The organism is Variovorax sp. GW821-FHT09D04 (assembly GCF_059416405.1).
Window position 1 is genome coordinate 302,497 of record NZ_JBWKPA010000006.1, and the last position, 23,399, is coordinate 325,895.

A 23,399-nucleotide genomic window follows, 5' to 3' on the forward strand; every position below is an offset into this window, starting at 1 on the left:
AGCGTGCACGAAGAAACGGGTGGGGGCTGAGGTTCGCAGCAGAGGCAAAGTCGATGCCTACCGGCACGTCAACGCGACTTGGCTCGCGCACTTTTCCTGGCCGGAGGACCGGCCTGCGTGGTGATGCGCGGGTAGTGCTCGAAGGTATGTTTCATCACGTCGCGCAGCCAGACCACGGCAGGGTCGTGGTGAAAGCGCGGATGCCAGTGCTGGTTGAGTTGAAACTGGGGCACGGGCACCGGCGGCTCGAACATGCGCACCGTGCCCATGCGGGCGAAGACCTCCGCCAGTTCGCGCGGCACGGTCGCGAGCAGATCGGCGTGCCGGTCCATCAGGAGCGGAACCATCAGGAAGTGGGGCGTCATCACGGCCACGGTGCGGCGGATGCCCTGGTCTTCCAGCACCTTGTCATAGCTCTCCGCCGAGTGGCCGGTGAGCGAAACCACGATGTGCCGCATCGCCTCGAAGCGCTCGCGCGTGAGGGTGGCGCCGATGTCCTTGTTCCGCGCGCTGGCGATGGTCACGAAGGAGTGCAGGAACAGGCGCTGATGAAACAGCCCCTCGGGCGCCGCACGGATGGACCCCACCGCCAGGTCGGCCTCGCCTGACGCAAGCAGCCCTTCGACCTGCTCGAGCGGCACCTGCAGCGTGCGCAGCGAGCACCCGGGCGCCTCCTTCTTGAAGCGCTCGAGCAGCGGCGGCAGGAACACCAGTTCGCCCATGTCGGTCATGCACAGGGTGAAGGTGCGTCGCGCCAGCGCGGGCTCGAACCGGGCGCCCGCCAGGATCTGCTGGCGCACGGTGGTCATCACCTCCACCACCGCAGCGCGCATGCCCTCGGCCTTGCGCGTGGGCTCCATGCGGCTGCCGACCTTGACGAACAAGGGGTCGTCGAAGAAAGCACGCAGCCGGTTGAGCGCATGGCTCATCGCGCTCTGCGTCAGCCCGAGGCCCTGCGCGGCCTTCGTGACACTGGCCTCGCGAAACATCGCGTCGAAGACCGCCAGCAAATTCAGGTCGAGGTTTTCCGCATGCATGCTGTGCATTCTAGGAATGACTGAAATGACATTGATACATGGGAACCCTCGTCCTACGCTCTGCCCATGCCGTGACCCGAACGCGGCGAACAACAAAGGAGACGCCCCATGTTCATCAAAAACACCTGGTACGTGGCTGCCTGGGACAACGAGCTCACGCCGCAGGGCCTGTTCGCCCGCACCATCATCGGCGTGCCCGTTCTCATGTACCGCAAGGACGACGGCGAGATCGTCGCCATGGAAGACCGCTGCTGCCACCGCGGCGCGCCCCTGTCGGTGGGACGGCGAGAAGGCGACTGCGTGCGCTGCATGTACCACGGCCTGAAGTTCGACGCCTCGGGCCAGTGCATCGAGGCGCCGGCCCAGAAGCGCATTCCCATCCAGGCCAGGGTGCGCAGCTTCCCGGTGGTGCAACGCCACCGCTGGGTCTGGATCTGGATGGGCGCTCCCGACAAGGCCGACCCTGCGCTGATCCCCGACACGCCATGGCTGGACGACCCGCACTGGCGCAGCCTGGACGGCTACATCCACTACGACGTCAACTACCTGCTGATCTGCGACAACCTGCTGGACTTCTCCCACCTGCCCTTCGTGCACCCGACCACGCTGGGAGGCAGTGCGGACTACGCCGCCGCCCAGCCCAAGGTCGAACGCATCGACCACGGCGTGCGCATCACCCGGTGGGCCCTCGACACCGAGCCGCCGCCTTTCGCCCAGGCGGTCAAGGACTGGGGCAGCAGGGTCGATCGATGGAACATCTACAACTTCACCATCCCGGCCATCCTGCTGATGGACTCCGGCATGGCGCCCACCGGCCAGGGCGCTGCCGAAGGCAACCGCGAAGGTGCGATCGAATTTCGTGGCTGCCAGGCCATCACGCCCGAGACGGAAAACTCCACCCACTACTTCTTCGCGCATCCCCACAACTTCGCCATCGACCAACCCGAAGTCACGCACTCGATCCACCAGGCCGTGGTGGATGCCTTCGATGAAGACCGCGACATCATCACCGCGCAGCAAAGGAGCCTGGCGCTGGCGCCCGACTTCAAGATGATGGCCTTCGGCATCGACGCCGCGCTGAACCAGTTCCGCTGGATGGTCTCGCGCCGGCTGGAAGAAGAAGCGCTCGAGGAAGCCGCGGCCCGCCCTGCCTCCACAGCAGCGCCCGAACCCGTCAAGGCCTGAGCCATGAAGCTCCTCGTCACCCGCCTCACGCAAGAGGCGCAGGATGTGCTCGGCTTGGAATTGCGTGCGCAGGACGGCGCTGCGCTGCCGCCCTTCACCTCGGGCGCCCATGTGGACCTGCTGCTGCCCGGCGACATCCGCCGCCAGTACTCGCTGGCCAACTCTCCGCTGGAGCGCCACCGCTACGTGCTCGGTGTGGGCCTGGCGCCAGCCTCGCGCGGCGGCTCGGCCTTCGTTCACCAGCGTCTTGCCGTGGGCGATGTGCTCGAGGTGGGCGCGCCGCGCGCCCTGTTCGGCATCGACCCGGCCGCCACCGAGCACGTGTTCGTGGCCGGGGGCATCGGCATCACGCCCATCCTGAGCATGATCCTCTGGTGCGAGGCCCACGCCAGGCCCTGGAAGCTGCTGTACTGCGTGCGCACGCGGGCCCGTGCCGCCTATGCGTGGACGCTGGCGCGCCACCATGACCGCGTGCAGCTGCACGTGGACCAGGAAGCGGCGGGCACGCCACCCGACCTGGCGGGCTGGCTGGCCGGTGCGGCCCCGGGCGCCCATGTCTACTGCTGCGGCCCCGAAGGGTTGATGAACGCGGTCGACGCGGCCGCAGGCGTTGTCGGCATCGACAAGGCGGCCACCCATTTCGAACGCTTCGCACCGCCGGAACCCGCCACGCCCGCAGCGCCGGCCGGCACCTTCACCGTGGTGCTGCATCGCAGTGGCCAGAGGATCGAGGTCGCACCGCGGCAGAGCCTGCTCGACGCACTGGAAGGCGCCCACGTCAGCATTCCCTTCTCGTGCCGCGAAGGCATGTGCCGCAGCTGCGAGGTGCCGCTGCTCGAGGGCGAGGCGGATCACCGCGACTTCGTGCTCAGCGACGAGGAGCGCGACAGCCACGCCTGCATCCTGCCCTGCGTGTCTCGCGCGCGCAGCGCCGTCCTCGTCCTCGATCTCTGACGTTCCCCCCACAACACCAACAACTCAACCCCACCACTGGAGACAACCATGTTCAGAAAAATGACTGCCGCATGCGCAGCGATCACGCTGGCGCTGCCCATCGCCGCGCAGGAGAGCTACCCCTCGCGGCCGATCCGCCTCGTCGTGCCCTACGCCGCCGGCGGCGCGACCGACTTCGTGGCACGCACCCTGGGCGATCGCCTGTCGAAATCGATGGGGCAGCCGGTGGTGGTCGACAACAAGGCGGGTGCGGCGGGCGCCATCGGCGCCGGTGAAGTCGGCCGCGCCAAGCCCGACGGCTACACGCTGCTGATGACCATCACCGATTCGCAGATCAACAACACGGCGCTGTTCAAGACCCTGGCGTACGACCCGCAGAAGGACTTCGTCGGCGTCACGCAGGTGGTGCGCAGCCCGGCGCTGATTTCCACGCACCCCGGCACCGGCATCAAGAGCATCGAAGACCTGAAGGCCAAGGTGGCCAAGGGCGGCGCGAAGCTGAGTTACGGGTCCTGGGGCGTCGGCGGACTGGGCCACCTGGCCGGCGAGAGCCTCAACCGCGGCCTGAATGCAGGCATGGTGCATGTGCCGCAGCGCGGTGAGGGTCCCGTGGTGACCGACCTGCTGTCGGGCACCATCGACGTCGGGCTGTCGTCGGTGCCCAGCGCGATGCAGCATGTGCCAACGGGCAAGGTCGTGCCGCTGGCCGTGCTGGGACGACAGCGCTCCACCACGCTCCCGCAGGTTCCGACCATGAACGAGCTGGGCTTCAAGGACCCGCTCTACGACACCAACGTCTGGATCGGACTGCTGGCACCGGCCAGGACGCCACAGCCCATCGTCGACAAGCTGGCCCGCGAAGTGCGCGCCATCGTCGGTTCGCCCGACGTCAGCCAGCTGTTCGTGAGCCGCGGCTTCGAGGTGATGAACAGCACGCCCGAGCAGTTCGCGGTGTCGTACAAGGAGGAGTTCAACGTCATCACCCGGCGGATGCGCGAGCTGGGCGTCGAGGCGCAATGAGGCAGGCGACCACCCGGACCGTCATGCAAGGACGACCGATGCATCTTCCGTGCGCCGACCGCCAGTGACTGCGTGGCCGGCCGCATCAGGCGTTCCCTAGGCGACAGGCGCGGCGCGGAGACTTTGCCATCATCGCGAACTCGACTGGCGCCCGCCGCCGGCTACACGGAGCCCTTCCCCCATGACCTCGCCTTTCACCACCACCGCCCTGGGCCTGTGCGGCCCGCTGCGCCAGCCGCGCCAGATGCTGGCCGACCAGACCTACGACGACCACAAGTCGATCCACGACGACGCGACGGCCGAAACGCTGGGCTTGCGCGCCGGGCCGATCGAAGGGCCGACGCACTTCAGCCAGTTCGACCCCCTGCTGTTCCATGTGTTCGGCCAGGCCTGGTTCGAAACCGGCTGCATCAGCGCCCACTACCAGAACATGGTGGTGGAAGGCGAGTCGGTGCGCGCCTTTGTCGACCTTCCCGCGCCCGGCGCCACCTTCGTGCGCCTGCGCGCCGAGAAGGCCGATGGCACGCCGGTGCTGACCGGCACCGCGTCGGTGGGCGATGCCGCTCAGCACCCGCACGAGCTGCCCCAGCGCATCGCCAAGCTGCGCCCGCCCCAGGGCCTGGTCATCAACCGCGACCTGCGCGTGGGCCAGCGCGGCGCCGTCGTCGAGAAGATCCGCATGGGCTTCGACCAGCACATGGGCGACCACTACCCCTTCACACTCGCCGACAAGCTCAAGGTCATCACCGAGCCCTGCGACTGGTACACGGCCGAAGGCGGCAAGCGCTCGCCGTGGGGCCGGGCCATCATCCCGACCGAGATGATCAGCGTGCTGCTCGGCGCCACCAGCGCCGAGGCGCAGCTGAGTGGCCGCAAGCCGGCCGTGGGCCTGTTCGCCGGACAGGAGATTCGCCTCATCAAGGGCCCGCTCTTCGTCGACCAGGACTACGAACTGGAGCGCGAGATCATCGCGCTGAGCGAGAGCGCGCGCACCGAGTCCGTGTGGATACGCACCCAGGTCTACGAGATGCCCTCGCGCACGCTCGTGGCCGAGATGATCCTCAATGGCGCGACGATGAAGGCTTCGTATCCAAACTACGAAGCCGAGGCCAAGGAGCTGGGGCTGGCCTGAGCGCGCGGTTCGCGCAGCTGCATCGAACGCCATCGGTCGAGGGGGCAGAATCCCCTCTTTTTTCCGGGTGCCGTATGCCAGCTGTACTTGAAGGGGGTTGCCTCTGCGGCAAGGTCCGATTCAGCACGACCCAGCCGCCGCTGCGCACGTTCGCGTGCCATTGCACGTTCTGCCAGCGCATGACCGGCACGTCTTTCTATGCCGAGTCGCTTTTTCCGATGGACGCCGTGCAGTTCAACGAAGGCGAACTGCGGCAGTACGCGCACCGATCGGACGGCAGCCACAAGCAGGTCTTCGTTCATTTCTGCCCCTCGTGCGGCACGACGATGGGCCTGACCTTCGGGCGTTGGCCCGATGTGCGCGCCATCTCGCGCGGGTGCTACGACGACCCCAACGCGGTCGAACTCACGAGCCACATCTGGACCCGCTCCGCCCAAAGCGGCGTGGCCTTGCCGGCCGACGTGGATTGCTTTGCCGGGGCACGGGCCACGCTCGATGGCCAGCCGGAGCCGGCCTCGCGGCATGAGGCGCCTGTCATGGCTCGGCAAGACGGCGGGGCCTGAACTCTCGCTTCAGCCGGCCATCAGCGTCGATTCGCTCGGCGACGGCGAAGCACAACCCCCAGGCAGTAGATCGAGAGGCCCGTGAAGAGGCCGGCGACCACGGACCAGACGGCGCCACCGCCGATCAGATTGGCGCCATCGGGCGCGATGCAGCTGGATGCGGATGCTTCGATGCAGTCCCTGTGGCTGTAGTACCGCTCATGGAACGCCCACCAGAAGAACCCCGCCGCGGCGGCGCATGCGACGAAGAGGATGGCGGGCCGGGTGATTGGAAGAGGGTCTGTGGTCATGGGCTTGGATCGCTAAGCCGGGCAACCTGGGAGCATCGCGGCGCACGATGCGAATGAGCGCTTCGGAAGAAATCCTCGCGGCGGTCGTTCAGCGCGGCCGCGACGCCACACGGAGCGCTTCTTCCCTGATGTACGAAGAGGCCGCCGTGTTCGCCAGATCGTGCAGCGTCTGCAGCAATGAAATGCCGCCGATCTCCGTCGTGCCGGCGTTCAAGATGCGCCCGACCATCGTGATGCCGAGTTCGCTGGGCTGTCGCGCGAGGGAGCGAAGAAGCTCAGGCTGGTAGTTGGGCAAGCTCTCCAATCCGTGAACGATGGTCCACATGACCCCGTAGCCGTCTTCCTCCGGGTAGCGCTCGAAAACGCTCAGCATTTCGGGCATGGCTTGCTCCGGACTGCCCGCCCGCCAGAGTTCATCCAGAAGCGAGTCCAGGTGGCGCCAGCTGCCATCCTCCGGCGGTGCGAAGTTGGCGATGTCATGAGCGATCTCGGAAGTGGTTCGAGGCATTGGAGGTCTTGTGCGCGTGGCTGCTTCCGGCCGACTGTAGCCGTTCAGCAGCTCAGGCGGCCTTGCGCTTTTTCTGTACGGACCTCGGCGCCTCGCTGCGCGCCAGCCACAGTCCGCTCGCGACGATCAACGCCCCGCCGCCCAGCGTCCATGCATCGGGTGCGGCCTGCCAGAACACCCAGTCCATCACGAGCGCCCACGCGAGCGCGCTGTATTCGAAGGGCGCGATGGCCGCGGCCTGGCCGTGGCGGAAGGCCTCGGCGATGGCCAGCTGACCCAGGAAGCCGCTGAGGGCCAGACCCGCCAGCGCCCACGCGTGCCCGGCCTGCAGCGGCACCCATTGCGGCGCCGCGAGCAGGCTGCCGCCGACAGCCATGCCCGCCGTGGTCCAGAAGACCAGCGCGGCGCTCGGCTCGGTGCGGCTGATGAGCCGGCCCAGCATGTTCGACAGCGCATAGCAAACGGCGGCCACCAGGATCGCCAGCGCGCCCGTCGAAAGGAAGGCCCCCTGCTCGGGCCGCAGCGCGACCACCACGCCGACGAAGCCCAGCCCGATGGCGATCCAGTGCCGCGGCTGGACCGACTCGCCCAGCATCGGCACGGCGATGAGCACCATCAGCAGCGGCGCGATGAACGTGAGCGTGTAGGCCTCGGCCAGGCCCAGGGTCTTCAGGCCGTGCACGAAGAGCACCAGCATCGTCATGTTCAGCGCGGTGCGCAGCAGGTGCAGGCGCCAGCGCAGCCGACGGTTGAAAACACCGGCTGCCTCGCGCCGCCAGGCGATGTACAGGCACACCAGGGGCAGCGCCGTGAGACCGCGCAGCGCCATCACCTGCACCGGCGGGTAGTGCCCGGCCAGGGTCTTGAGCAGCGCGTCCATGCAGGCGAAGAAGGCGCAGGCCAACAGCATCGCGGCGATGCCGCGCAGGGTTCCGGTCGGGTGCATGGTCAGGCTGTGGTCTCGCGGCGGTGGCCGGGACGGACGGGGTTTGTTCTTGAACGCCGAGCATAGGCGCTGTGAACGTCGGGGGCTTGGCCTGATGCCGCCGGCCCCTGCCTACCGGCACTCGTTCCAGTACCCATCCGGGTTCGCCTCCAGCGGCGTGGCGACCCGTTTGAGCGACACACGGCCCTGCGCGTCCTTCGCGACCACGAAGATGTGCCCGTCCTGCACCGGGAACCCGTTGCGCAGAAACTTGAAGCCGCTGCGCACCGACGAGAAGTCGGCCTCGTTGAGTGCGTTGCGCAAGGCACCACGATCGGCGACGGAGCCCTTCGTCTCCTTCAGCGCGCTGTCGATCAGGAGCGCCGCATCGAAACCTTGCGCCGCGTACTGCGAGGGGATGCGCCCGTGCCTCTTTTCGAAGGCGGCAACGAAAGCCTTGCTCGTCGGGCTCGGCAGGTCGGGGCCCCAGACCGCGCCGGCCAGCACATGGAGCGCGGCATCATTGAGCAGCGGCAGTGTCGTGCCGTCGACCGTGCCCACGGTCAGCAAGGGCACCTTGCTCAGCAGGCCCGAGCGGTTCATCTGCTGGATGAAGTTCACGCCCATGTCGCCCGGCAGGAAGGCCACCACCGCATCGGGCGCCACGCGCTGGATCTGCGCCAGCGCCGCCGCGTAGTCGGTCTGGTCGGGCTTGACGTTGATTTCGCTCACCACCTCGCCCGAGTAGTAGCGCTTGAAGCCGCGCAGCTGGTCTTTGCCCGCTGCGTTGTCGGGCGCGATGAACAGCGTCTTCCAGTAGCCCTTGTCGACCGCGTAGCGTCCCACGATCCCGGCCTGGTACTCGTCCTGGTACGAGGCGAAGACGAACCGGGTGTTGCACTGCTTGCCGGCGATCGGCGCGGGGCCGGCATTCGAGCCGACGAACAGCATGCCCGCTCGGGCCATCGGCTTGGCCATGGCCATCATCACGTCGGAGAAGGTCACACCGGTGACGAAGCTGACCTTGTCCTTCTCGATCAGGTTCTGCACCAGCTGCGCCCCGCGCTCGGGGTTGTGCTGGTCGTCTTCCTTGAGGACCGCCACGGGAACACCGCCGAGCATGCCTTGGCGCTGCTCGACCGCCAGCATGAAGCCGTCGTACTGTTCCTGCCCGAGCGCGGCCCCGGGGCCGGAGAGCGTGCCGATGAAGCCGATGTTGACCTGCGCGGAAACGGCCAGTGCCGCGGCGCCCAAGGTGCAGGCCACGAGGGCCGTGCGGATGCGGTGGATCAAGATGTTCCTTGTGATTTCGCTCGCGATGTTTCGCGGTTCGACTACCCGGCCTTCAAAGGGCCGACGACCTTGTAGGCACTGAGGAGGATGCCCGACGGCATTGCCTTCGCGGTGACGAGCTCGAAGGCGCGGGGTGGAGTGCCCTGTGCGAAGAAGCGCTTTCCTGTGCCCAGCAGCACCGGATAGACGAGCAGCAGCACTTCATCGGCAAGGCCGTGCGCCAGCAGTGTCGATGTCAGCGTAGAGCTGCCCCAGAGAATCAGGTTCGGGCCCGCCTGCGACTTGATGCGGCGAACGCCCTCGACGACGTCCGGCCCCACGCTTTCGAACGGGCCCCACGAAAGGCTTTCGGGCCGATGGGTCACGACATGCTTGGTCGCCGCATTCAAGCCGTCCGCCATCGCGCTGCTCGGTGCCTTGGGCCAGTAGTCCGACCACATGTCGTAGGTGCGACGTCCGAGCAGCAGGTCGAAGCGCCCGCCATGCGCGGCGAGCACTTCATCCCGGCCGGCCGGGCTGCGGTAAGGCGCGGTCCAGTCCGCGTAGGGAAAACCATCTTCGCCCGAGGTCTGGATCACGCCATCCAACGAGATGTGCTCCATGATTTTCAGCGTTCTCATGCGGGTCTCCTTGCTTGGGGTGGGAGGGGGCTCAATGGGCCTGCGCATCAAAGTATGCCGGCCACGACAGCGGCGAAGCCTGGAGCCCTTCGGCCCCACGGAATGCAGACATGGCTTTCGCGCGTGAGCCGAAGTTCATCGTTGCCACGCCGAGGTTGAAGAACGTGTTCCGATCGGTGGAGCCGAGTTCGACTGCACGCTTCAGGACGGATGCAGCCTCTTTGTGCTTGCCTTGATCGGAAAGCACGGCGCCCAAGCACGTCAGGGCAAGGACATTGCCGGGGGACTCAACGAGCGCCTTCGAGAGCAACGCTTGCGCAGAGGCAAAGTTCGCTTCCCATTTTTCGGGGTTGTTCCATGCGTCGTCGACAAGCGATCGACTGAGGGAGATGACGTCCAGGATCATGGGCTGTTCAGGCTTGCTGCGGCTCCATTAAGCCGCCAACGTTCTGACGCAATGGCTTCCGACGTTGGACAGATATGCGCGCTGAATGACTTCCCTGCGACAAGGGCGCCGGCTTCGTAGGTACACAACATCTCCGGCGTTCGAAGCCATTGCAGACGTCCATTCAGGAAATAACTGGTGGAGTCGGATGTCATGGGAGCCCGGCTGCCGGTGAAGCGAGACCACGAATACCGACAGCCGCTGTAACCAGTTGGTATGGCTTTTGGCATCGCGACCCATTCAATCTCACCGTCGATGCGAGTCTTTGTGTTCATGGCCGGAGCAGCCTCAGGGCACTGCTGAGCTGCTGCACGCGAGAAGCCCAACACACGGATGCCAACGAGGTCCTCAGAGCCCAGCTGCACCTCTGTTCCGACGGGGTATTTGAGGATCGAAAGAGAGCGGTAGTCCGGCTCACAAGCCGATCCAATTGCCGCTTCGACGAAGGTGAGCTCTTTCGACACGGGAAGCGCTGCGTACGCGCTTTCCAAGATCCGAACGCGCAGACCGGTCATCGTCGCCGCAGGTCGCAAGGGCTCAGCCTTTGTCGTGACGGACTCTTCTCCAAGAACGACTGCCCAGAATCTGTAGTGGCCCTTGAGACTCTCGAAGAATTCGGCTCGAAGGGTCGGGTCGCTGGGGGGCGAGCACGCGACGGACGAGGCGCCGAAGGTCAGTAGCGTGCATGCGAAACCGAAAGAGATCGCTCGTGAGTGCATGGGTGGCCTTGATGCTCGTGCAAGGAATTCAGTATCTGCGTCCAGCCATGAACTGCCTCAACCACAGCGTCGAAAGTGGAACTGTTGCATGTAACCAGTTTCCTGAATCACTCGTGGGTACTGCGTGGGGTCGAACAACTCCCTGAACCGAGGCAAGCAGTTCGCCTCTTCATATCCAGCCTGGACGGAGGCGGCGTCAAAGAAAGCTCTCAGGTGTTTTCCGACGGTCGGAGCTATCCAGCCATCGCACCGAAAGGCGATCGCAACGAAGTCAACCTGGTTGACTCTGTCCTGATACATGTCGATGACGAACACATTGAGCTCAGTTGTGCTGCTCTGGAAAGCATGGACATCGCCGCGGCCGAGGCGAGGCTCTTTGAAGAACTGTTCGTAGAGAGCAATGATGTCGACCTTCACACCGAGAGCAACCAGCGCTGCTTGAAGGTCAGGGTTCGGAATGAAGTTGCGACCTTCCGGGTCAGGAAAGACAACCAGATCGCCCATGGAAACACCCATGGCGTATTCGCAAGCACTGAGAAGCTTCATCGAGGCGCCGGTGAGCAATGATGGTCGTGCATTGTAGGAACGCCCATCAAAGCGACTTCCTCTGCGTTCATTCGTGATCGACCGTGCCTGCCCGGCAAGCAGTGACAATCACCCCATGGCCCAAGGAAAACGAATTTCTTCCGACATCGGAGACGACGCGATCGAAGCGATCAAGGCGTTCGGTGCTGCTGCCAAGCTGGCGCGCACAACGGCTGGCGAGGGCCAGGCCGTCGCTGCCGCGCGCCTGGGCGTTCACGTCCAGACGATCGCGCGGATCGAATCGGGGGAGCCGGGCGTTGCCATCGGGCACGTGCTCGGCATGCTGGCGCTCTACGGCATCTCGACGACGCTGCAGCAGCAACCGCCGACGGAGAACGGCGAGCGCCCCGCCTGAACCGTCAGCCCCGCTGGGCATCGCCCACGGCAGCACGCAGCGACTGCAGCGTGGCCTCGGCGGTTTCGATGCGCCGCTGCAGTTCTTCGTTGACCAGCCGCACGAGCGCGCCGAGTTCGGTGCGCGTCGGGTACACATCGTCGGTGTCGTTCACATGTTGCGGCACGATGAGTTTCTCGATGCACGCATACGCGCGGCGCACCGTGTGAAAGCTGTCGAGGTCGTCGCAGGCCTGAAGGGCGAGCGATTCGGCTGTGACGGAAGGGGCGCGAGCCATGCGTGGCCTCCAGGCAGTTCGGTTTGCAACAACCGTCGCACCCAACGCCAATTGAGGGCGGCAGCTCGAACAGGTTGGCGTACCGGGAACTGCTTGCGCAAACCGGCGAGCCTCGCGGCTCCCTGCTCGAGCCGCCAAAAAAATGGAGGCACGAACGACAAAGCCACAGAGTCTCTGCGGAGAAATCTGCGGCTTTCGTCGCAGCAGTTACACGGGACGCCAATCCCGGCCACGCCTGTTTTTGACGTGACGGCCGCAGTATAGCCACGCACCCCCACCCCCTTCGCAGCGCAAAACCGGGATGCCCCTACGACCCGTGCCCCCTCCCCCGATGCTGGAACAATGCGCCGATCTATGGATGGTCTCGATCTCATCAAAACGTTCCGCGAAGTCGCGTTCCGGCGCAGCTTCTCCCGCGCGGCCCTGTCGCTGGGCATGTCCAAGGCCACGGTCAGCCGCTATGTGGCCGAGCTCGAAGCGCGCAGCGGCGTGCGCCTGCTCAACCGCTCGACCCGCTCCCTGAGCCTCACCGACGCGGGCGAGGTGCTGCTGGAGCGCAGCACCGAGCTGGTGACGATGGCAGAGAACACGCTCAACGACCTGCAGGCGCACGGCTCGCACCCGCGCGGGCGCCTGCGCATGAGCGCACCGCACGGGCTCATCGCGGGCTGGCTTTCGGACGTGATCGCGGAGTTCATCAAGCTCTACCCCGACGTGTACGTGAGCCTGAATTTCACCAACCACGACATCGACCTGATCGAGGAAGGCATCGACATCCACCTGACGGGCGGACGCATCGACGACATGAACCTGATCGTGCGCCGGCTGGTGCGCTTCGACATGGTGGTGTGCGCGTCGCCCGCCTACTGGGCGCAGCGCGGCATTCCGCAGGTGCCCGAGGATATGGCCCGGCACGACGTGCTGAGCTATTCGCCGATGCCCACCACGCACCTGCCGTTTGAAACCGACGGCCAGCCGCACGACGTGGCAGTGCACAGCCGCATGGAAGCCAACGACGCGGTCGCGCTGATCGAGCTGGCGCTGCGCGGCGTGGGCGTGGCCTACGTGCCCGAGCCGCTGGCGCAGTCGCACCTGGAGCGCGGCGCGCTGGTGCCGGTGCTGCGCGACCACATGCCGCACGAGCACTGGCTGTATGCCGCGTACTCGCAACGCCGCCACAACAGCGCGGCGATGCGCGCGATGCTCGACTTTCTCGAGAAGTCGATGGGGCCGGTGCCCGAACCCATGCCCGCAGCGGTGCCGGTGGCGCTGCCGTCTTGTCCCGCCAACGCCGCGACCACCGCCGCTGCTGCCGCCGCCATCGCGGCGCGCGACACGCTCGCTCCCAACGGAAAGGCCTCCTGACCCCATGACCACGCCCGCGCTCCTGATCCGCCCGCCCACGCCCGACGATTTCGCCGCATGGAAGCCGCTCTGGGACGGCTACAACGCCTTCTACGGCCGCGAGGGCCCCACGGCCCTGCCCGAGGCGATCACGCAGGTCACGTGGCAGCGCTTCTTCGATCCGTACGAACCGGTGCATGCGCTGGTGGCCGAGTGCGAGGGACAACTGGTGGGGCTGGTGCACTACCTGTTCCACCGCAGCACGACGCGCATCGAGCCGACCTGCTACCTGCAGGACCTGTTCACGCAGTCGTCCGAACGCGGCCGGGGCGTAGGCCGGCAACTGATCCAGGGCGTGTACGACGCGGTGCGCGGCGCGGGCGGGCAGCGCGTGTACTGGCAGACGCACACGACCAACGCGGCCGGGCGCACGCTCTACGACAAGGTCGCGAAGCACGAGGGCTTCATCGTCTACGCGACGATGGTCTGACCCCGTGCTGAAGATCAGTACTTGATGGTGATGCCGGCCTTCACGCCGGTGTTGGCCTTGCCGTCCGAATGCGCGCCGCCCGAGAAGGAGACGTCGCCGCCGGTCTTGGCGCCCACCGAGTAGGTGGGCCGCTTGCCAGACGTGTCGGTGCCGGCTTCGAGGGCGCTGCCGTCGGGGCGCTGCACGCCGACCGTGGCGCCGTTCGTGCGGGCCGAGGTTTCGGTGGAGTTCACATTGGGCGCGATGTAGGCCGTGCCCTTGTCATCGCTGTCGACGGGCACTCTCACGGGCTCTGCGATGGCCACCACAGCGGCGGCGCAGGCAACCCCACCCAGGAACGCAAGAATCACTCTGTTCATGGGCACCGATGGTGGATGCAGCGCGTCGCGCGGGCTGTGGGCGTGGCCTCACCGCGCGCGTAGGACGAAGGCGGCATCAATGCCATGACAGGTTGAACAGGAAGAACGCCGCCAACACCCACAGGAGCAGCACGAGGTGCGTGAGCTGCAGGCCCTCCTGCCGTATCCAGTAGCCGAACCACAGGCCGCCCAGGTGCATCGCGAAGAGGAAGGCAGCAAAGCCGGCCAGCCCCAGGTTGAGCCACGGCCGTGCGGCCGCCAGGTCGCCGCCGACCACCAGCATCGCGCTGCCGGCCCAGAACGCCAGCGCCGCCGCCAACTGCAGTGCCAGCACCACGCACAGCGCCGCGCGATGCAGCGCCGCCGAGCGGATGGCGCGCGTCAGCAAGGGCGTGTCGATGGCCGGATCGACGCGCAACGGCGCCATCGACATCGTGCCCCCGACCGCAAACACCGAGCCCGCGAAGCCGCGCCAGTTGTTGCGCACGGCAATCGACAGCCACAGCGCCATACCCAGCGCGTGGAGAGACTGGAACAGCCAGACGGAGGTAGGGAGATTCATCGGGGCGCCTGCGCTTTTAAATATCAAAGATTATTCTTTGATATTGACATGCCCGCCGGCCGGCGCTCAAAGTCCCTCAAGGAAGGTCGAACGAATCCCATGAACACCGCCACCACCCCACCCGGCCCCTCCCCCGAGGCGCTCGAGCGCCTGCTGGCCGCCGGCCGCGACGGCGCCCTGCTGCGCATGAGCCTGGCGCTGGCGCACCACCGGCGCGACGACGCGCCCACGGCGCTGATGCATGTCGAGAAGGCGCTGGCCTTCGACCCCGAGTTCACCGCCGCATGGCGGCTGCAGGGCCTGCTCGCGCTGGCGCTCGGCGACGCCGCGAAGGCCGAAGCCTCGTTCGCGCAGGCGCTGGAGGTGGCGCAGCGGCGCGGGGAGCTTCAGCTGGTGAAGGAGCTCACCGTGCGGCTGCGGCGCCTGCGCACGCCGAAGCCGCACGCCGACTGAACGGCCTCAGGCCGCCGCCGTCTTCGCCAGCGGATTGAGCCCCGGCTCGCCGACGCGCGTGAGCGTGTTGCGGTCGGTGTGGTGGAAGGGCTCGGCCTGGCCCAGGATCTGCATCACGGTGTCCTGGTCGTACGACCAGGTGCCGTCGGCGTTGATCTTCACCGTGATGTTCCATGCCAGCGTGGTGAAGGCACGCTCCAGGAACGGGTTCGACACGATGCCGTTCACCAGGCTGCCGTGCTCGGCGCTGAGCGTGAACTCGGTGTCGCCGGGCTTCACATGGCCGCTGGCCATGGCCACCTGCCCGCGCGGAATGGCCAGCGTGAGAAACACGGTGCTGGTGGCCGGCTCCCACAGCCAGTAGCCGACCTGGTCGTGGTACATCTTCGTGAGGCCGGGCTTGTGGATGTAGGTGTGGTAGCGCAGGCCGTACAGCAGCTGCGGGCCGTTGGTCTGCGCGTCGATGGGCTGCAGCTCGTAGTGCTCGACGTAGACCTGTGTCTTCGGGCCCTCTTTCTTCGGCTTGACGTCGACGCCCTTCATGCCCTCCCAGATGCCCGCCAGCGGCCGCAGCGGGCCCAGGTTGGCGAGCGTGTCGGGATCGGCGGGGGGTTCGGTGTAGATGTCTTCGGGAGTGGTCATGGTGTGTGTCGTGGGGGAAGGAAAACGGAGAGACGCTTTTCGGTTCTGATTCTGCTTGAGTGCCGCGGCGGTGAGGTCGTCAGAGCGTGTCCCAGACCTGCACGAGCCCGACGAGGTGCACCACGCCGTACACGAAGCACACGAGCGAGCTCCACACCCAGAAAGCACTGAGGCGGCGCCGGTCGAACAGCCACATCGCGACGGCGACAAGGCCGCGCAGCAGGTACACGGCGGTGATGGCAGGTAGCACCAACGCCTGCAGCGGCAGCGGCTGCAACACGCCGGCGCCCGCCAGCGCGTAGGCGGCCCACACGCCCAGCATGCCGGCGATGACCAGCGTGACGGCCACGGGGTACAGGTGGCCGGCCTCTGCGCTCGCAGCCATGCGCTCGCCCGCACCGAAGAAGCGGTACCAGGACGGGCCGCCGAAGATGACGCCGATGTGCAAGAGCGCGGCGATGGCGCTCAGCACGGCGCCGGCGATCAGGAAGAGGTTGGGGGTCACGCAGGCTTTCTCATGAGATCAGAGCAGCAGGTCGCGCGCGCGGACGGCCTCGCGCACCGGGCCGAACGCACCGAAGCGCACGGGCAGGCCGCTGAGGGCTTCCACGCGCCGCACCCACTCGGGGGCGCTGGCGACGGGTTGCGGGTCGTACAGGGGCTGGGCGCCCTCCAGCAGGCGGGTGAGCGCGTGCTGGTGGTCGAGGTCGGTCGCATCGCCGAGCGGCAGCGATGACAGCGTGTGCCCGTCGGCGCTGCGGTAACCGGTGCACCAGCGCAGGTCCGCATGCGCGAGCGCATCGAGGTGGCTGGCGAGCAGCCCGTCGAGCGGCCCGACGGCAGCGAGCGCGTAGCGCAGCAGCACCGCGTCGGGGTGGCCACGGCGAAACGCACCCTGCCAGCCGTCGTCGGCGTTGTGCGGCTCGGCCAACCGCGCATCGAGCGCGCGGTCGTGCGTGGGCAGCGGGCCGGCGCCGTGCCGCGTGAGATGGCTGCGCAGCACGCCCAGGTGCTGAACGGGCGATGCAATGCCCACGTCGCGCAGCACTGCCTCGACGGCGGCGGTGGAGACGGTGCTCCAGGTCGTGTACGGATGAAAGCCGCGCCATTCGTCGAGCAGCACGCCCTGCGCGCCTTCGAACAGCACGGTGCCGGCGCGCGCGAGCCGTTCGCCGATGGCGTCGGCGCTCGCGGGCGGCGACTGGCGCAGGCAGGGCTGCACGGCGTCGAGCCAGCGTGGTGCGAGCGAGGCGTCGGCGAGCACGGACAGCTCTTGCGCGGCCTCGGCCGACGAAGGCACCGCATCCGCAAACTCGCGGTGCAGCGCGAGGCGCAGGGCTTCGAGCTTGTCGAGCGTGTGCGCGGGGTGAACCAGATCGCCGTAGTGCAGCGTCGTTTCGGGCGCGGCCAGCGCCTGCCGCACGGTCTCGCCCACGCCGACGCCGCAGCTGCCATGCGCGGCCGCGCCCCGCGCCCATTCGCGCAGGCGGCCAGCAGCCTGATGAAAAGGCGTGGTCACGCGGCAGCGCGCATCGACGAACAGGCGAGCAAAAGCGTCGGGCACACCCGCTCGCTGCAACACCTCGGCCTCGACGCGCAACGCCGTCGGGTGCACCACCACCGGGCTCGCCAGCACGGTCGCCACGCCGGCATGGAAGCTGCCCGCGCCGAACTGCGAGAAGGTGTGATGGCGGCCGTCGGCCAGCACCACGTTGTGGCCGGCCTGCGCGCCGCCGTTGAAGCGCACCACGGTGTGCGCGCCCCAGGCGCCACACAGGAAGTCGGTGAAGCGCCCCTTGCCGCAGTCGCCGAAACCGAGGCCGAGCAGCGAGACGTAGCGCGTGGAGCTCAATGGCAAACAGTCAGCCGAAGAGCCGCTTCCACCACGAGCTGCGCGCCCCGTGACCGGCGGCCGGCGTGGCGCGGCGCGGTGCGTTCGGATCGAGCAGCGCGGCGTAGCCATCGAGCGCGTGCAGCACGCCGCCCACGCGCTCCTTGGCCATGCCGGTGGCGGCCATCACGCCGGCCAGCGCGTCGAGGCTGGGCACGGCCTTCTCGGTGAGCGCGACGATGCCGGCCGCCATCGCGCAGGCGTCGTCGGGCGAGTCCATGCAGATCACGTGGTCGCCCAGCAGCTCGCGCCAGCGCGGCTCGCAGCGGCGGCGGCGTTGCGCGTCGGGGATCAGGAAGAACAAGTGCGTGGTCTCGGCCGCGGCGGCGATGACCTCCTCGATGGGAATGTCCTCGTCGAGCTTCTCGCCGATGAGGCCTTCGACCTGGTGGCGCGACACGGCCGGGTACGGCAGCTCGTCGCCCGTGACGAACAGGTAGCCGCGCTTCTTGCGCTTGACCCAGCAGTCCATGTCGGTGTGCTGCGCCATGACGTAGAAGGCGAGCTCGTAGCTTTCTTCGCCGCTGCCCCCGCCGCCGCCTTCGAGATAGCTCCAGGTGAGCCACTGGTCCATGAGGTTGGCGGTCGATTCGAACTGCCCCACCTGCAGCGGTGCCTGGTCGGAGGTGGCGTCGCCGATGGCCATGAACAGCAGCTGGGGGTCGGCCACGCCGCAGTCGGTCAGCAGCTTCATGAAGGTGGGCAGCTCGCGGCGCGCGAGGGTCTGCGGGATGTCGCCCATCGAGCCGGTGACATCGAGCGCGAACACGATGCCCAGCGCGTTCGGATGGTCGGCGTTGTCGCGCGACTCGCGCACCTTGAGCCCCTGCGGGTTCATGAGCGCGTGCGTGGCGGTCTGCGTGAAAACCTCGCTGCCGGACTTGGCGGCGCGGTCGGCCACGATGGCCGCGTGGGCGGCGTGCGAATAGTTTCCGTAACCCATGGACGTGCTCCTTCGTGGGGAAAAAGTGAAAGGCTGGCGGCTAGCCGGCCGGCGCGGGGTCGAAGTGAACGAAGCGCGGCGGCCCGAAGGCCTCGCGCGAGGCGACCGACAGCGCCTGCTCGATGCCCTGCGCGCCCAGGCGCTCGCAGGCCACGGCGTCGTCGCTGCACTCGCGCAGCAAGGCGGCGATCGGTGCGGGCGCGGCGCCATCGGACAACAGCGCGCGCACGCTGCGCGCCGACGCCATCAGGTCGCGCCCGATGGCGCCGCCTGACACGTCCTGCCTGGCCTGCGACCAGCCGATGAGCAGCACGCCGTGGTCGCGCGGATGCACGAGCGCATGCGCGGGCGCGAGCGCGCGGTGCGTCCAGCCGGCGCCGTGCACGAAGGCCAGCACCTCGAGCATGCGCCGCCAGAGCCAGACGGCATGGCGGGCGTCGATGCCTTGCGGGTTGGCCTGCTGCACCTCCTGCAGGCTGCCCCAGAAACCGGTCGGGTGGCGCAGCACCAGCGCCTGCCGTTCGCCGTCGCCCAGGCCTTGCGCCACGCCCAGGCCCAGCGGCTGCGGCAGCCGCCGCGTGAAGTAGGCCGCGCCGGGCACCGACAGGGCTTGCAGCGCCTGCAGCACGGCGGCCTCGCGCGCCAGCACGGCGTTGCCCGCCGCGTCGCGCGCGAGCTTGATCGTCACGCGCTCGGGCACGGCGCCCAGCCGTTCGGCCAGCAGCACCTCGCTGTGTTCGCCCTGGCCCAGCGGCGCGAGCACGCGGTAGTGCGCGCCGCGCCATTGCAGGAGGCGACCGGTGTCCGACAGCTGCGCCGCGTTGGCGCGGCGCCAGGCGGCGCGAAAGCTCTCGCGCTCGACGGTCTCGGTGCCGCGCGTGATGGTGGCGCCGCAGTAGCCGCAATTGACGGTGCGCCAGCGCGCCGCGCGCGGCAGCGGGGCCGAGCATTGGGGGCAACTCAGTGCAAGCAGCGACAGCATGGCCGCGCCCTCCTCTTCAGTCTTCTTGCGGCGCGGCCGGGTCCGGCGATGCCAGCACGCGGTCGATGCGGCGCCCTTCGAGCGCCACGACCTCGAAGCACCAGCCCGCGCAGTCGATGTGCTCGCCCACAGCGGGCAGGTGACCCGACACGGACATGAGCAGGCCGGCCACGGTGTTGTAGCGGCCACGCTCTTCGTCGGGCAGCTCGCGGATGCCCAGGCGCGCGCGCAGTTCCGACACGGGCATGAGGCCGTCGAGCTCCCACATGCCGTCGGCGCGCTGGTGCGCCCAGGCGTCGGCCTGCATGCCGGGCTGCAGCTCGCCGGTGATGGCCTCGAGCAGGTCGCGCGGGGTCATGAGGCCCTGCACCACGCCGTACTCGTCGACCACGAACACCAGCCGGCCGGCGCGCGTGCGGAACTGCTCGAGCAGTTCCATGCCGGTGAGCGTCTCGGGCACGAACACGGCGGGCGTGGCCTCCTGGCCGAGCACGCCCTTGTGGGCGGAACCCAGGCGCAGCAGGTGCGCCACGCTGATCACGCCGACCACATCGTCCAGCGAGTTGCGGCACACGGGGTACCACGAGTGCACGAGGTTGAGCGCCGCGGCGTCCGCCACCTTCTGCAGCGCCTGCGCCACGGTGTTGGAGGCGTCGAGCCATTCGATGTCGGCGCGCGGGATCATGAGCGACGACAGGCGGCGGTCGTCCAGGTGGAACACATTGCGCACCATCTGGTGCTCGTGCTGCTCGATCACGCCGGCGTCCACGCCTTCTTCAAGGCTGGCCGAGATTTCTTCTTCCGTCACCGAGCGCGCGGCGTTGGCATCGATGCGCAGCAGCTTCAGCGTGGTGGCGGTGGCGCCGGCCAGCAGCCACACGAAGGGCTTGGCGCCCTTGGCCAGCCCGCGCATGGGGCGCGACACGAAGCGCGCCACCGGCTCGGGGTACAGCTGGCCGATGCGCTTGGGCACCAGCTCGCCGAAGATGATGGTGAAGAAGGTGATGCAGGTCACCACCACCGCGGTCGACACGATGCTGGAGGTGCCGGCGCCCATGCCCAGGCCTTCCATCCACACCGCGAGCGGCGCCGCGAAGGCGGCCTCGCCCACGATGCCGCTGAGCATGCCGATGGAGGTGATGCCGATCTGCACGGTCGAGAGGAATTGCGTGGGCGATTCCATCAACTTCAGCGCGGCCTCCGCCCCGGTGTCCCCCGTTTCGGCCAAGGCCGCGAGGCGTGCGCGGCGGCTGGTGGAAAGGGCCATTTCGGACATTGCGAACACCGCATTGAGGGTGGTCAGCAAGGCCAGCAGGAAGACATCCATGAACGGGGGGAGAGAATGAGGGAATGTCACTTTACTGTATCGGCGACGTCCAGGGCTGCGATGTCCCCCTGGGCCGGCTGCTCGACAAGATCGATTTCTCCCCCAGCCGCGACACGCTCGTGGTGCTCGGCGACCTGGTCAACCGGGGCCCCGATTCGGCCGCGGTGCTGCGCCGCCTGCAGGGCTACGGCGCCTCGGCGCGCAGCCTGCTGGGCAATCACGACCTGCACCTGCTGGGCGTGGCGCACGGCGTGCGCAAGGGCGGCCGCAAGGACACGGTGGCCGACCTGCTGGCCGCGCCCGACAGCGCGGCGATGCTCGACTGGCTGCGCCAGCAGCACATGGCGCTGCACATGCAGATCGGCGGCGGCGACCTGCTCATGGTGCATGCCGGCGTGCTGCCGCAGTGGACGGTGGGCGACACGCTGGCGCTGGCGTCGGAGGTCGAGTCGGTGCTGCGCGGGCCCGCGCTGGGCGACTTCCTGCACGAGATGTACGGCAACACGCCCGACCACTGGGACGACGCGCTCACGGGCCATGCGCGCCTGCGCGTGATCGTCAACGCGCTCACGCGCCTGCGCTATTGCACGCCCGAGGGCGTGATGGAGTTCGAGAGCAAGGACGGCGCCATTCCCGGCCCCGAGGGCTACCTGCCGTGGTTCGACGTGCCGGGCCGCAAGACGGCCGCGGCCACGGTCGCCTTCGGCCACTGGTCGACGCTGGGCTGGCTCTCGCGGCCCGACCTGCTCTCGACCGACACCGGCTGCGTGTGGGGCGGCTGCCTCAGTGCGGTGCGCTTCGGCGCGACGCTGGACCAGCGCGAGCTGGTCCAGGTGAATTGCGAGCAGGCGCAGAAGCCCGGCAAGGGGGCCTGACGGGCACCCCGCCCCGTCCGGGGCTCAGAACCCGTGCGTCATCAGCGCGTAGACCGTCTGCACGCCAGTCACGTAGTTGCCCATGCGCAGGTTCTCGTTCGCCGCGTGCTGGTTGTTGTCGGCGTTCACCAGCGGAATGATCGCAAAGGGCACCTGCAGCACGCGCACGATTTCCGCCGTCGGCACGGTGCCGCCCATCATGCGGATGCGCACCGGCTCGGGCGTGGTGCCGAAGGTGTCGGTCAGCGCCTTGTAAGCCCACTGGCCGATCGGTGAGTTGATGGGCGAGCCCGCCGCGTCGGCGCCCTCGCTGCGGTAGCTGAAGCTGGCGATCTTGTCGTAGCGGGCGCGCTCCTCGTCGGTCGGCGCGCCCTTCACGAGGTGGTAGCCCTGCTTGACGATGTGCGCCTCGATCAGCTTGCCCAGGTAGGGCGCGTCGGAGTCGGGCGTGGTGCGCAGGTCCATCTCGGCCTCGGCCTTGTCGGGGACGATGTTCGCCACCTTGTCGCCCACGGCCGCCGAGGCCATGCCGCGCACGTTCAGCGAGGGGTACTGCATCGCCTCCTGGTAGTTGGCGCCGACCCGGTCGGTGCGGGCGATGCCCAGGCGGCGCTTGAGCGCGGCCTCGTCGTCGGGCACGGCGGCCATGATCTTGCGCTCGGCCTCGCCGATCTTCACGCGGTCGTAGTAGCCGGGCACGGTCACGCGGCCGGTGTCGTCCTTCATCGTGGCCAGCAGGCTGGCCAGGCGCTGCGCCGGGTTGGGGGCGTAGTTGCCGTAGTGCCCGCTGTGCAGCGGCACCTTGGCGCCGTACACGGTGAGCCGCGCATCGGCCGCGCCGCGGTTGCCGAACACCAGCGTGGGCCGGTTGGTGGCGTGCATGGGGCCGTCGTGGATCACGATGGCGTCGCTGCGCAGCAGCTCGCGGTGCGCCTGCATGACCTGGCTGATGGACGGCGAACCCTTTTCTTCCTCGCTGTCGAGGATCACCTTCACGTTGACCGCCGGCTGGCCGCCGCCGGCCTTCAGCGCGTCGATGGCCGCCAGCAGCATCATGATCGGGCCCTTGTCGTCGGCCGAGGCCCGGCCGAACACGCGCCACTCGGGGTCCAGCGGGCCGCTGAAGAGCGGGGCCGCATCGATCTCTTCCCACTCGCCCTTCCCTGTCTTGCGCTTGAGCACGGGCGTCCACGGGCTCTTTTGCGCCCACTGCGCGGGGATCACCGGCTGACCATCGAGGTGCATGTAGAAGAGCACCGTCTTGCGCGCGGGGTCGCTGCCCGGGAACTCGGCGTAGAGCATCGGCTTGCCGTTGTTGGGCAGCTGCTTCGTCGTGAAGCCGCGCTTGCGGAAGGCCTGCTCCAGCCAGTCGACGTTCTTGCGGATGTCCTCCGGCACGGTGGCGTCGTTGGGCAGGGCCAGCAACTCGAAGTACTCGCGGTAGGTGCCCTGCGCATGGCGCTCGGCCTGGGCCGGCGACAGTTCGGCCGACTGCGCGAGGCCGTGGCCCAGCAGCAGGACGGCCGTGGGCAGGAACGCCATCAGGCGGCGGGAAGAGCGGGAGGAAAGGTTGGACATGGATGGCGGCGCAGAAGGGAGCAGGACGGAGAACTGGGGATCTGC

Annotated in this window: 29 protein-coding genes; 10 read left to right on the top strand and 19 right to left on the bottom strand. The window is 68.0% G+C overall.

The window, feature by feature from the left end:
- Window positions 1–68 precede the first annotated feature (68 nt).
- Window positions 69–1,037, bottom strand: a complete 969-nt coding sequence (locus AC07O4_RS20275; protein ID WP_159274548.1) for a LysR family transcriptional regulator — start codon at window positions 1,035–1,037, stop codon at window positions 69–71.
- 108 nt (window positions 1,038–1,145) lie between these two features.
- Here AC07O4_RS20275 and AC07O4_RS20280 point away from each other — a divergent pair, with 108 nt between their 5' ends.
- The 5 genes from AC07O4_RS20280 (at window position 1,146) to AC07O4_RS20300 (ending at window position 5,891) form a co-directional block, all read left to right on the top strand.
- On the top strand, window positions 1,146–2,222 hold the full coding sequence (locus AC07O4_RS20280) for an aromatic ring-hydroxylating dioxygenase subunit alpha (RefSeq protein ID WP_495305458.1): 1,077 nt from the start codon (window positions 1,146–1,148) through the stop codon (window positions 2,220–2,222).
- A 3-nt stretch (window positions 2,223–2,225) separates the two neighbouring features.
- On the top strand, window positions 2,226–3,176 hold the full coding sequence (locus AC07O4_RS20285; RefSeq protein WP_495305459.1) for a PDR/VanB family oxidoreductase: 951 nt from the start codon (window positions 2,226–2,228) through the stop codon (window positions 3,174–3,176).
- Window positions 3,177–3,236: 60 nt separating this feature from the next.
- Window positions 3,237–4,196 carry a Bug family tripartite tricarboxylate transporter substrate binding protein gene (locus AC07O4_RS20290; protein WP_495305460.1) on the top strand — a complete coding sequence of 320 codons (960 nt, stop codon included), beginning with the start codon at window positions 3,237–3,239 and terminating at the stop codon, window positions 4,194–4,196.
- A 181-nt stretch (window positions 4,197–4,377) separates the two neighbouring features.
- Window positions 4,378–5,328: a hypothetical protein gene (locus AC07O4_RS20295; protein WP_495305461.1), complete on the top strand. Its 951-nt coding sequence runs from the start codon at window positions 4,378–4,380 to the stop codon at window positions 5,326–5,328.
- A gap of 74 nt (window positions 5,329–5,402) precedes the next feature.
- A complete protein-coding gene (locus AC07O4_RS20300) occupies window positions 5,403–5,891 on the top strand; it encodes a GFA family protein (RefSeq protein WP_495305462.1) in 489 nt (162 codons plus the stop codon).
- Between the two features lie 20 nt (window positions 5,892–5,911).
- On the opposite strand, the gene AC07O4_RS20305 is transcribed toward AC07O4_RS20300, so the two are convergent.
- From AC07O4_RS20305 to AC07O4_RS20340, 8 genes are all read right to left on the bottom strand, one after another.
- A complete protein-coding gene (locus AC07O4_RS20305; RefSeq protein ID WP_495305463.1) occupies window positions 5,912–6,181 on the bottom strand; it encodes a hypothetical protein in 270 nt (89 codons plus the stop codon).
- Between the two features lie 88 nt (window positions 6,182–6,269).
- Complete coding sequence (locus AC07O4_RS20310; protein ID WP_495305464.1) at window positions 6,270–6,689, bottom strand: hypothetical protein; 420 nt, start codon at window positions 6,687–6,689, stop codon at window positions 6,270–6,272.
- Window positions 6,690–6,741: 52 nt separating this feature from the next.
- On the bottom strand, window positions 6,742–7,635 hold the full coding sequence (locus AC07O4_RS20315; RefSeq protein ID WP_495305465.1) for a DMT family transporter: 894 nt from the start codon (window positions 7,633–7,635) through the stop codon (window positions 6,742–6,744).
- Between the two features lie 111 nt (window positions 7,636–7,746).
- Complete coding sequence (locus tag AC07O4_RS20320; protein ID WP_495305466.1) at window positions 7,747–8,907, bottom strand: ABC transporter substrate-binding protein; 1,161 nt, start codon at window positions 8,905–8,907, stop codon at window positions 7,747–7,749.
- 41 nt (window positions 8,908–8,948) lie between these two features.
- The gene (locus AC07O4_RS20325) at window positions 8,949–9,527 is read right to left on the bottom strand and encodes a dihydrofolate reductase family protein (RefSeq protein WP_495305467.1); all 579 of its coding nucleotides are present in this window, start codon (window positions 9,525–9,527) and stop codon (window positions 8,949–8,951) included.
- Window positions 9,528–9,558: 31 nt separating this feature from the next.
- Window positions 9,559–9,933 (bottom strand): tetratricopeptide repeat protein, encoded by a 375-nt coding sequence (locus AC07O4_RS20330; RefSeq protein WP_095744244.1) that lies wholly within the window; start codon window positions 9,931–9,933, stop codon window positions 9,559–9,561.
- Window positions 9,930–10,487 carry a hypothetical protein gene (locus AC07O4_RS20335; protein ID WP_495305468.1) on the bottom strand — a complete coding sequence of 186 codons (558 nt, stop codon included), beginning with the start codon at window positions 10,485–10,487 and terminating at the stop codon, window positions 9,930–9,932. The genes AC07O4_RS20330 and AC07O4_RS20335 overlap by 4 nt, the downstream gene beginning before the upstream one ends.
- Before the next feature lie 261 nt (window positions 10,488–10,748).
- Window positions 10,749–11,237, bottom strand: coding sequence for a hypothetical protein (locus AC07O4_RS20340; RefSeq protein WP_495305469.1), 489 nt, complete (start codon window positions 11,235–11,237; stop codon window positions 10,749–10,751).
- A gap of 115 nt (window positions 11,238–11,352) precedes the next feature.
- Here AC07O4_RS20340 and AC07O4_RS20345 point away from each other — a divergent pair, with 115 nt between their 5' ends.
- Entirely contained in the window at window positions 11,353–11,631 is a 279-nt protein-coding gene (locus tag AC07O4_RS20345) for a helix-turn-helix domain-containing protein (RefSeq protein ID WP_495305470.1), read from the top strand.
- A gap of 4 nt (window positions 11,632–11,635) precedes the next feature.
- Here the strand turns inward: AC07O4_RS20345 and AC07O4_RS20350 are convergent, their stop codons facing one another.
- Entirely contained in the window at window positions 11,636–11,908 is a 273-nt protein-coding gene (locus tag AC07O4_RS20350; RefSeq protein ID WP_495305471.1) for a hypothetical protein, read from the bottom strand.
- Window positions 11,909–12,262: 354 nt separating this feature from the next.
- On the opposite strand from AC07O4_RS20350, the gene AC07O4_RS20355 reads away from it, so the two are divergent.
- Complete coding sequence (locus tag AC07O4_RS20355; RefSeq protein WP_095744241.1) at window positions 12,263–13,273, top strand: LysR family transcriptional regulator; 1,011 nt, start codon at window positions 12,263–12,265, stop codon at window positions 13,271–13,273.
- Between the two features lie 4 nt (window positions 13,274–13,277).
- Window positions 13,278–13,742: a GNAT family N-acetyltransferase gene (locus AC07O4_RS20360; RefSeq protein WP_495305472.1), complete on the top strand. Its 465-nt coding sequence runs from the start codon at window positions 13,278–13,280 to the stop codon at window positions 13,740–13,742.
- A 14-nt stretch (window positions 13,743–13,756) separates the two neighbouring features.
- Here AC07O4_RS20360 and AC07O4_RS20365 read toward each other — a convergent pair whose 3' ends face one another.
- Both AC07O4_RS20365 and AC07O4_RS20370 read right to left on the bottom strand, forming a co-directional pair.
- Entirely contained in the window at window positions 13,757–14,101 is a 345-nt protein-coding gene (locus tag AC07O4_RS20365; RefSeq protein ID WP_139701940.1) for a hypothetical protein, read from the bottom strand.
- 76 nt (window positions 14,102–14,177) lie between these two features.
- Window positions 14,178–14,663 (bottom strand): DUF2165 family protein, encoded by a 486-nt coding sequence (locus AC07O4_RS20370; protein ID WP_495305473.1) that lies wholly within the window; start codon window positions 14,661–14,663, stop codon window positions 14,178–14,180.
- A gap of 99 nt (window positions 14,664–14,762) precedes the next feature.
- On the opposite strand from AC07O4_RS20370, the gene AC07O4_RS20375 reads away from it, so the two are divergent.
- Window positions 14,763–15,116, top strand: coding sequence for a hypothetical protein (locus AC07O4_RS20375; RefSeq protein WP_495305474.1), 354 nt, complete (start codon window positions 14,763–14,765; stop codon window positions 15,114–15,116).
- A 6-nt stretch (window positions 15,117–15,122) separates the two neighbouring features.
- On the opposite strand, the gene AC07O4_RS20380 is transcribed toward AC07O4_RS20375, so the two are convergent.
- From AC07O4_RS20380 to AC07O4_RS20405, 6 genes are all read right to left on the bottom strand, one after another.
- Entirely contained in the window at window positions 15,123–15,758 is a 636-nt protein-coding gene (locus AC07O4_RS20380) for an FABP family protein (RefSeq protein WP_095744237.1), read from the bottom strand.
- A 79-nt stretch (window positions 15,759–15,837) separates the two neighbouring features.
- Window positions 15,838–16,263 (bottom strand): hypothetical protein, encoded by a 426-nt coding sequence (locus tag AC07O4_RS20385; protein WP_495305475.1) that lies wholly within the window; start codon window positions 16,261–16,263, stop codon window positions 15,838–15,840.
- A gap of 18 nt (window positions 16,264–16,281) precedes the next feature.
- Window positions 16,282–17,610 carry an adenylosuccinate synthetase gene (locus tag AC07O4_RS20390; protein WP_495305476.1) on the bottom strand — a complete coding sequence of 443 codons (1,329 nt, stop codon included), beginning with the start codon at window positions 17,608–17,610 and terminating at the stop codon, window positions 16,282–16,284.
- A 10-nt stretch (window positions 17,611–17,620) separates the two neighbouring features.
- Window positions 17,621–18,592 carry a VWA domain-containing protein gene (locus AC07O4_RS20395; protein WP_495305477.1) on the bottom strand — a complete coding sequence of 324 codons (972 nt, stop codon included), beginning with the start codon at window positions 18,590–18,592 and terminating at the stop codon, window positions 17,621–17,623.
- 40 nt (window positions 18,593–18,632) lie between these two features.
- Window positions 18,633–19,574, bottom strand: a complete 942-nt coding sequence (locus AC07O4_RS20400) for a protein kinase family protein (protein ID WP_495305478.1) — start codon at window positions 19,572–19,574, stop codon at window positions 18,633–18,635.
- 16 nt (window positions 19,575–19,590) lie between these two features.
- Window positions 19,591–20,901 carry a hemolysin family protein gene (locus tag AC07O4_RS20405; RefSeq protein ID WP_369631899.1) on the bottom strand — a complete coding sequence of 437 codons (1,311 nt, stop codon included), beginning with the start codon at window positions 20,899–20,901 and terminating at the stop codon, window positions 19,591–19,593.
- 23 nt (window positions 20,902–20,924) lie between these two features.
- Here AC07O4_RS20405 and AC07O4_RS20410 point away from each other — a divergent pair, with 23 nt between their 5' ends.
- Window positions 20,925–21,776 carry a symmetrical bis(5'-nucleosyl)-tetraphosphatase gene (locus tag AC07O4_RS20410; RefSeq protein ID WP_495305479.1) on the top strand — a complete coding sequence of 284 codons (852 nt, stop codon included), beginning with the start codon at window positions 20,925–20,927 and terminating at the stop codon, window positions 21,774–21,776.
- 24 nt (window positions 21,777–21,800) lie between these two features.
- Here AC07O4_RS20410 and AC07O4_RS20415 read toward each other — a convergent pair whose 3' ends face one another.
- On the bottom strand, window positions 21,801–23,354 hold the full coding sequence (locus AC07O4_RS20415; protein WP_495305480.1) for a M20/M25/M40 family metallo-hydrolase: 1,554 nt from the start codon (window positions 23,352–23,354) through the stop codon (window positions 21,801–21,803).
- Window positions 23,355–23,399 lie beyond the last annotated feature (45 nt).

Bases quoted from the DNA above. Each gene is read 5' to 3' on its own strand.
- AC07O4_RS20275 (WP_159274548.1), bottom strand. From the start codon at position 1,037: ATGCATGCGGAAAACCTCGACCTGAATTTGCTGGCGGTCTTCGACGCG.
- AC07O4_RS20280 (WP_495305458.1), top strand. From the start codon at position 1,146: ATGTTCATCAAAAACACCTGGTACGTGGCTGCCTGGGACAACGAGCTC.
- AC07O4_RS20285 (WP_495305459.1), top strand. From the start codon at position 2,226: ATGAAGCTCCTCGTCACCCGCCTCACGCAAGAGGCGCAGGATGTGCTC.
- AC07O4_RS20290 (WP_495305460.1), top strand. From the start codon at position 3,237: ATGACTGCCGCATGCGCAGCGATCACGCTGGCGCTGCCCATCGCCGCG.
- AC07O4_RS20295 (WP_495305461.1), top strand. From the start codon at position 4,378: ATGACCTCGCCTTTCACCACCACCGCCCTGGGCCTGTGCGGCCCGCTG.
- AC07O4_RS20300 (WP_495305462.1), top strand. From the start codon at position 5,403: ATGCCAGCTGTACTTGAAGGGGGTTGCCTCTGCGGCAAGGTCCGATTC.
- AC07O4_RS20305 (WP_495305463.1), bottom strand. From the start codon at position 6,181: ATGACCACAGACCCTCTTCCAATCACCCGGCCCGCCATCCTCTTCGTC.
- AC07O4_RS20310 (WP_495305464.1), bottom strand. From the start codon at position 6,689: ATGCCTCGAACCACTTCCGAGATCGCTCATGACATCGCCAACTTCGCA.
- AC07O4_RS20315 (WP_495305465.1), bottom strand. From the start codon at position 7,635: ATGCACCCGACCGGAACCCTGCGCGGCATCGCCGCGATGCTGTTGGCC.
- AC07O4_RS20325 (WP_495305467.1), bottom strand. From the start codon at position 9,527: ATGAGAACGCTGAAAATCATGGAGCACATCTCGTTGGATGGCGTGATC.
- AC07O4_RS20330 (WP_095744244.1), bottom strand. From the start codon at position 9,933: ATGATCCTGGACGTCATCTCCCTCAGTCGATCGCTTGTCGACGACGCA.
- AC07O4_RS20335 (WP_495305468.1), bottom strand. From the start codon at position 10,487: ATGACCGGTCTGCGCGTTCGGATCTTGGAAAGCGCGTACGCAGCGCTT.
- AC07O4_RS20340 (WP_495305469.1), bottom strand. From the start codon at position 11,237: ATGAAGCTTCTCAGTGCTTGCGAATACGCCATGGGTGTTTCCATGGGC.
- AC07O4_RS20345 (WP_495305470.1), top strand. From the start codon at position 11,353: ATGGCCCAAGGAAAACGAATTTCTTCCGACATCGGAGACGACGCGATC.
- AC07O4_RS20350 (WP_495305471.1), bottom strand. From the start codon at position 11,908: ATGGCTCGCGCCCCTTCCGTCACAGCCGAATCGCTCGCCCTTCAGGCC.
- AC07O4_RS20355 (WP_095744241.1), top strand. From the start codon at position 12,263: ATGGATGGTCTCGATCTCATCAAAACGTTCCGCGAAGTCGCGTTCCGG.
- AC07O4_RS20360 (WP_495305472.1), top strand. From the start codon at position 13,278: ATGACCACGCCCGCGCTCCTGATCCGCCCGCCCACGCCCGACGATTTC.
- AC07O4_RS20365 (WP_139701940.1), bottom strand. From the start codon at position 14,101: ATGAACAGAGTGATTCTTGCGTTCCTGGGTGGGGTTGCCTGCGCCGCC.
- AC07O4_RS20370 (WP_495305473.1), bottom strand. From the start codon at position 14,663: ATGAATCTCCCTACCTCCGTCTGGCTGTTCCAGTCTCTCCACGCGCTG.
- AC07O4_RS20375 (WP_495305474.1), top strand. From the start codon at position 14,763: ATGAACACCGCCACCACCCCACCCGGCCCCTCCCCCGAGGCGCTCGAG.
- AC07O4_RS20380 (WP_095744237.1), bottom strand. From the start codon at position 15,758: ATGACCACTCCCGAAGACATCTACACCGAACCCCCCGCCGATCCCGAC.
- AC07O4_RS20395 (WP_495305477.1), bottom strand. From the start codon at position 18,592: ATGGGTTACGGAAACTATTCGCACGCCGCCCACGCGGCCATCGTGGCC.
- AC07O4_RS20400 (WP_495305478.1), bottom strand. From the start codon at position 19,574: ATGCTGTCGCTGCTTGCACTGAGTTGCCCCCAATGCTCGGCCCCGCTG.
- AC07O4_RS20405 (WP_369631899.1), bottom strand. From the start codon at position 20,901: ATGGATGTCTTCCTGCTGGCCTTGCTGACCACCCTCAATGCGGTGTTC.
- AC07O4_RS20410 (WP_495305479.1), top strand. From the start codon at position 20,925: ATGTCACTTTACTGTATCGGCGACGTCCAGGGCTGCGATGTCCCCCTG.
- AC07O4_RS20415 (WP_495305480.1), bottom strand. From the start codon at position 23,354: ATGTCCAACCTTTCCTCCCGCTCTTCCCGCCGCCTGATGGCGTTCCTG.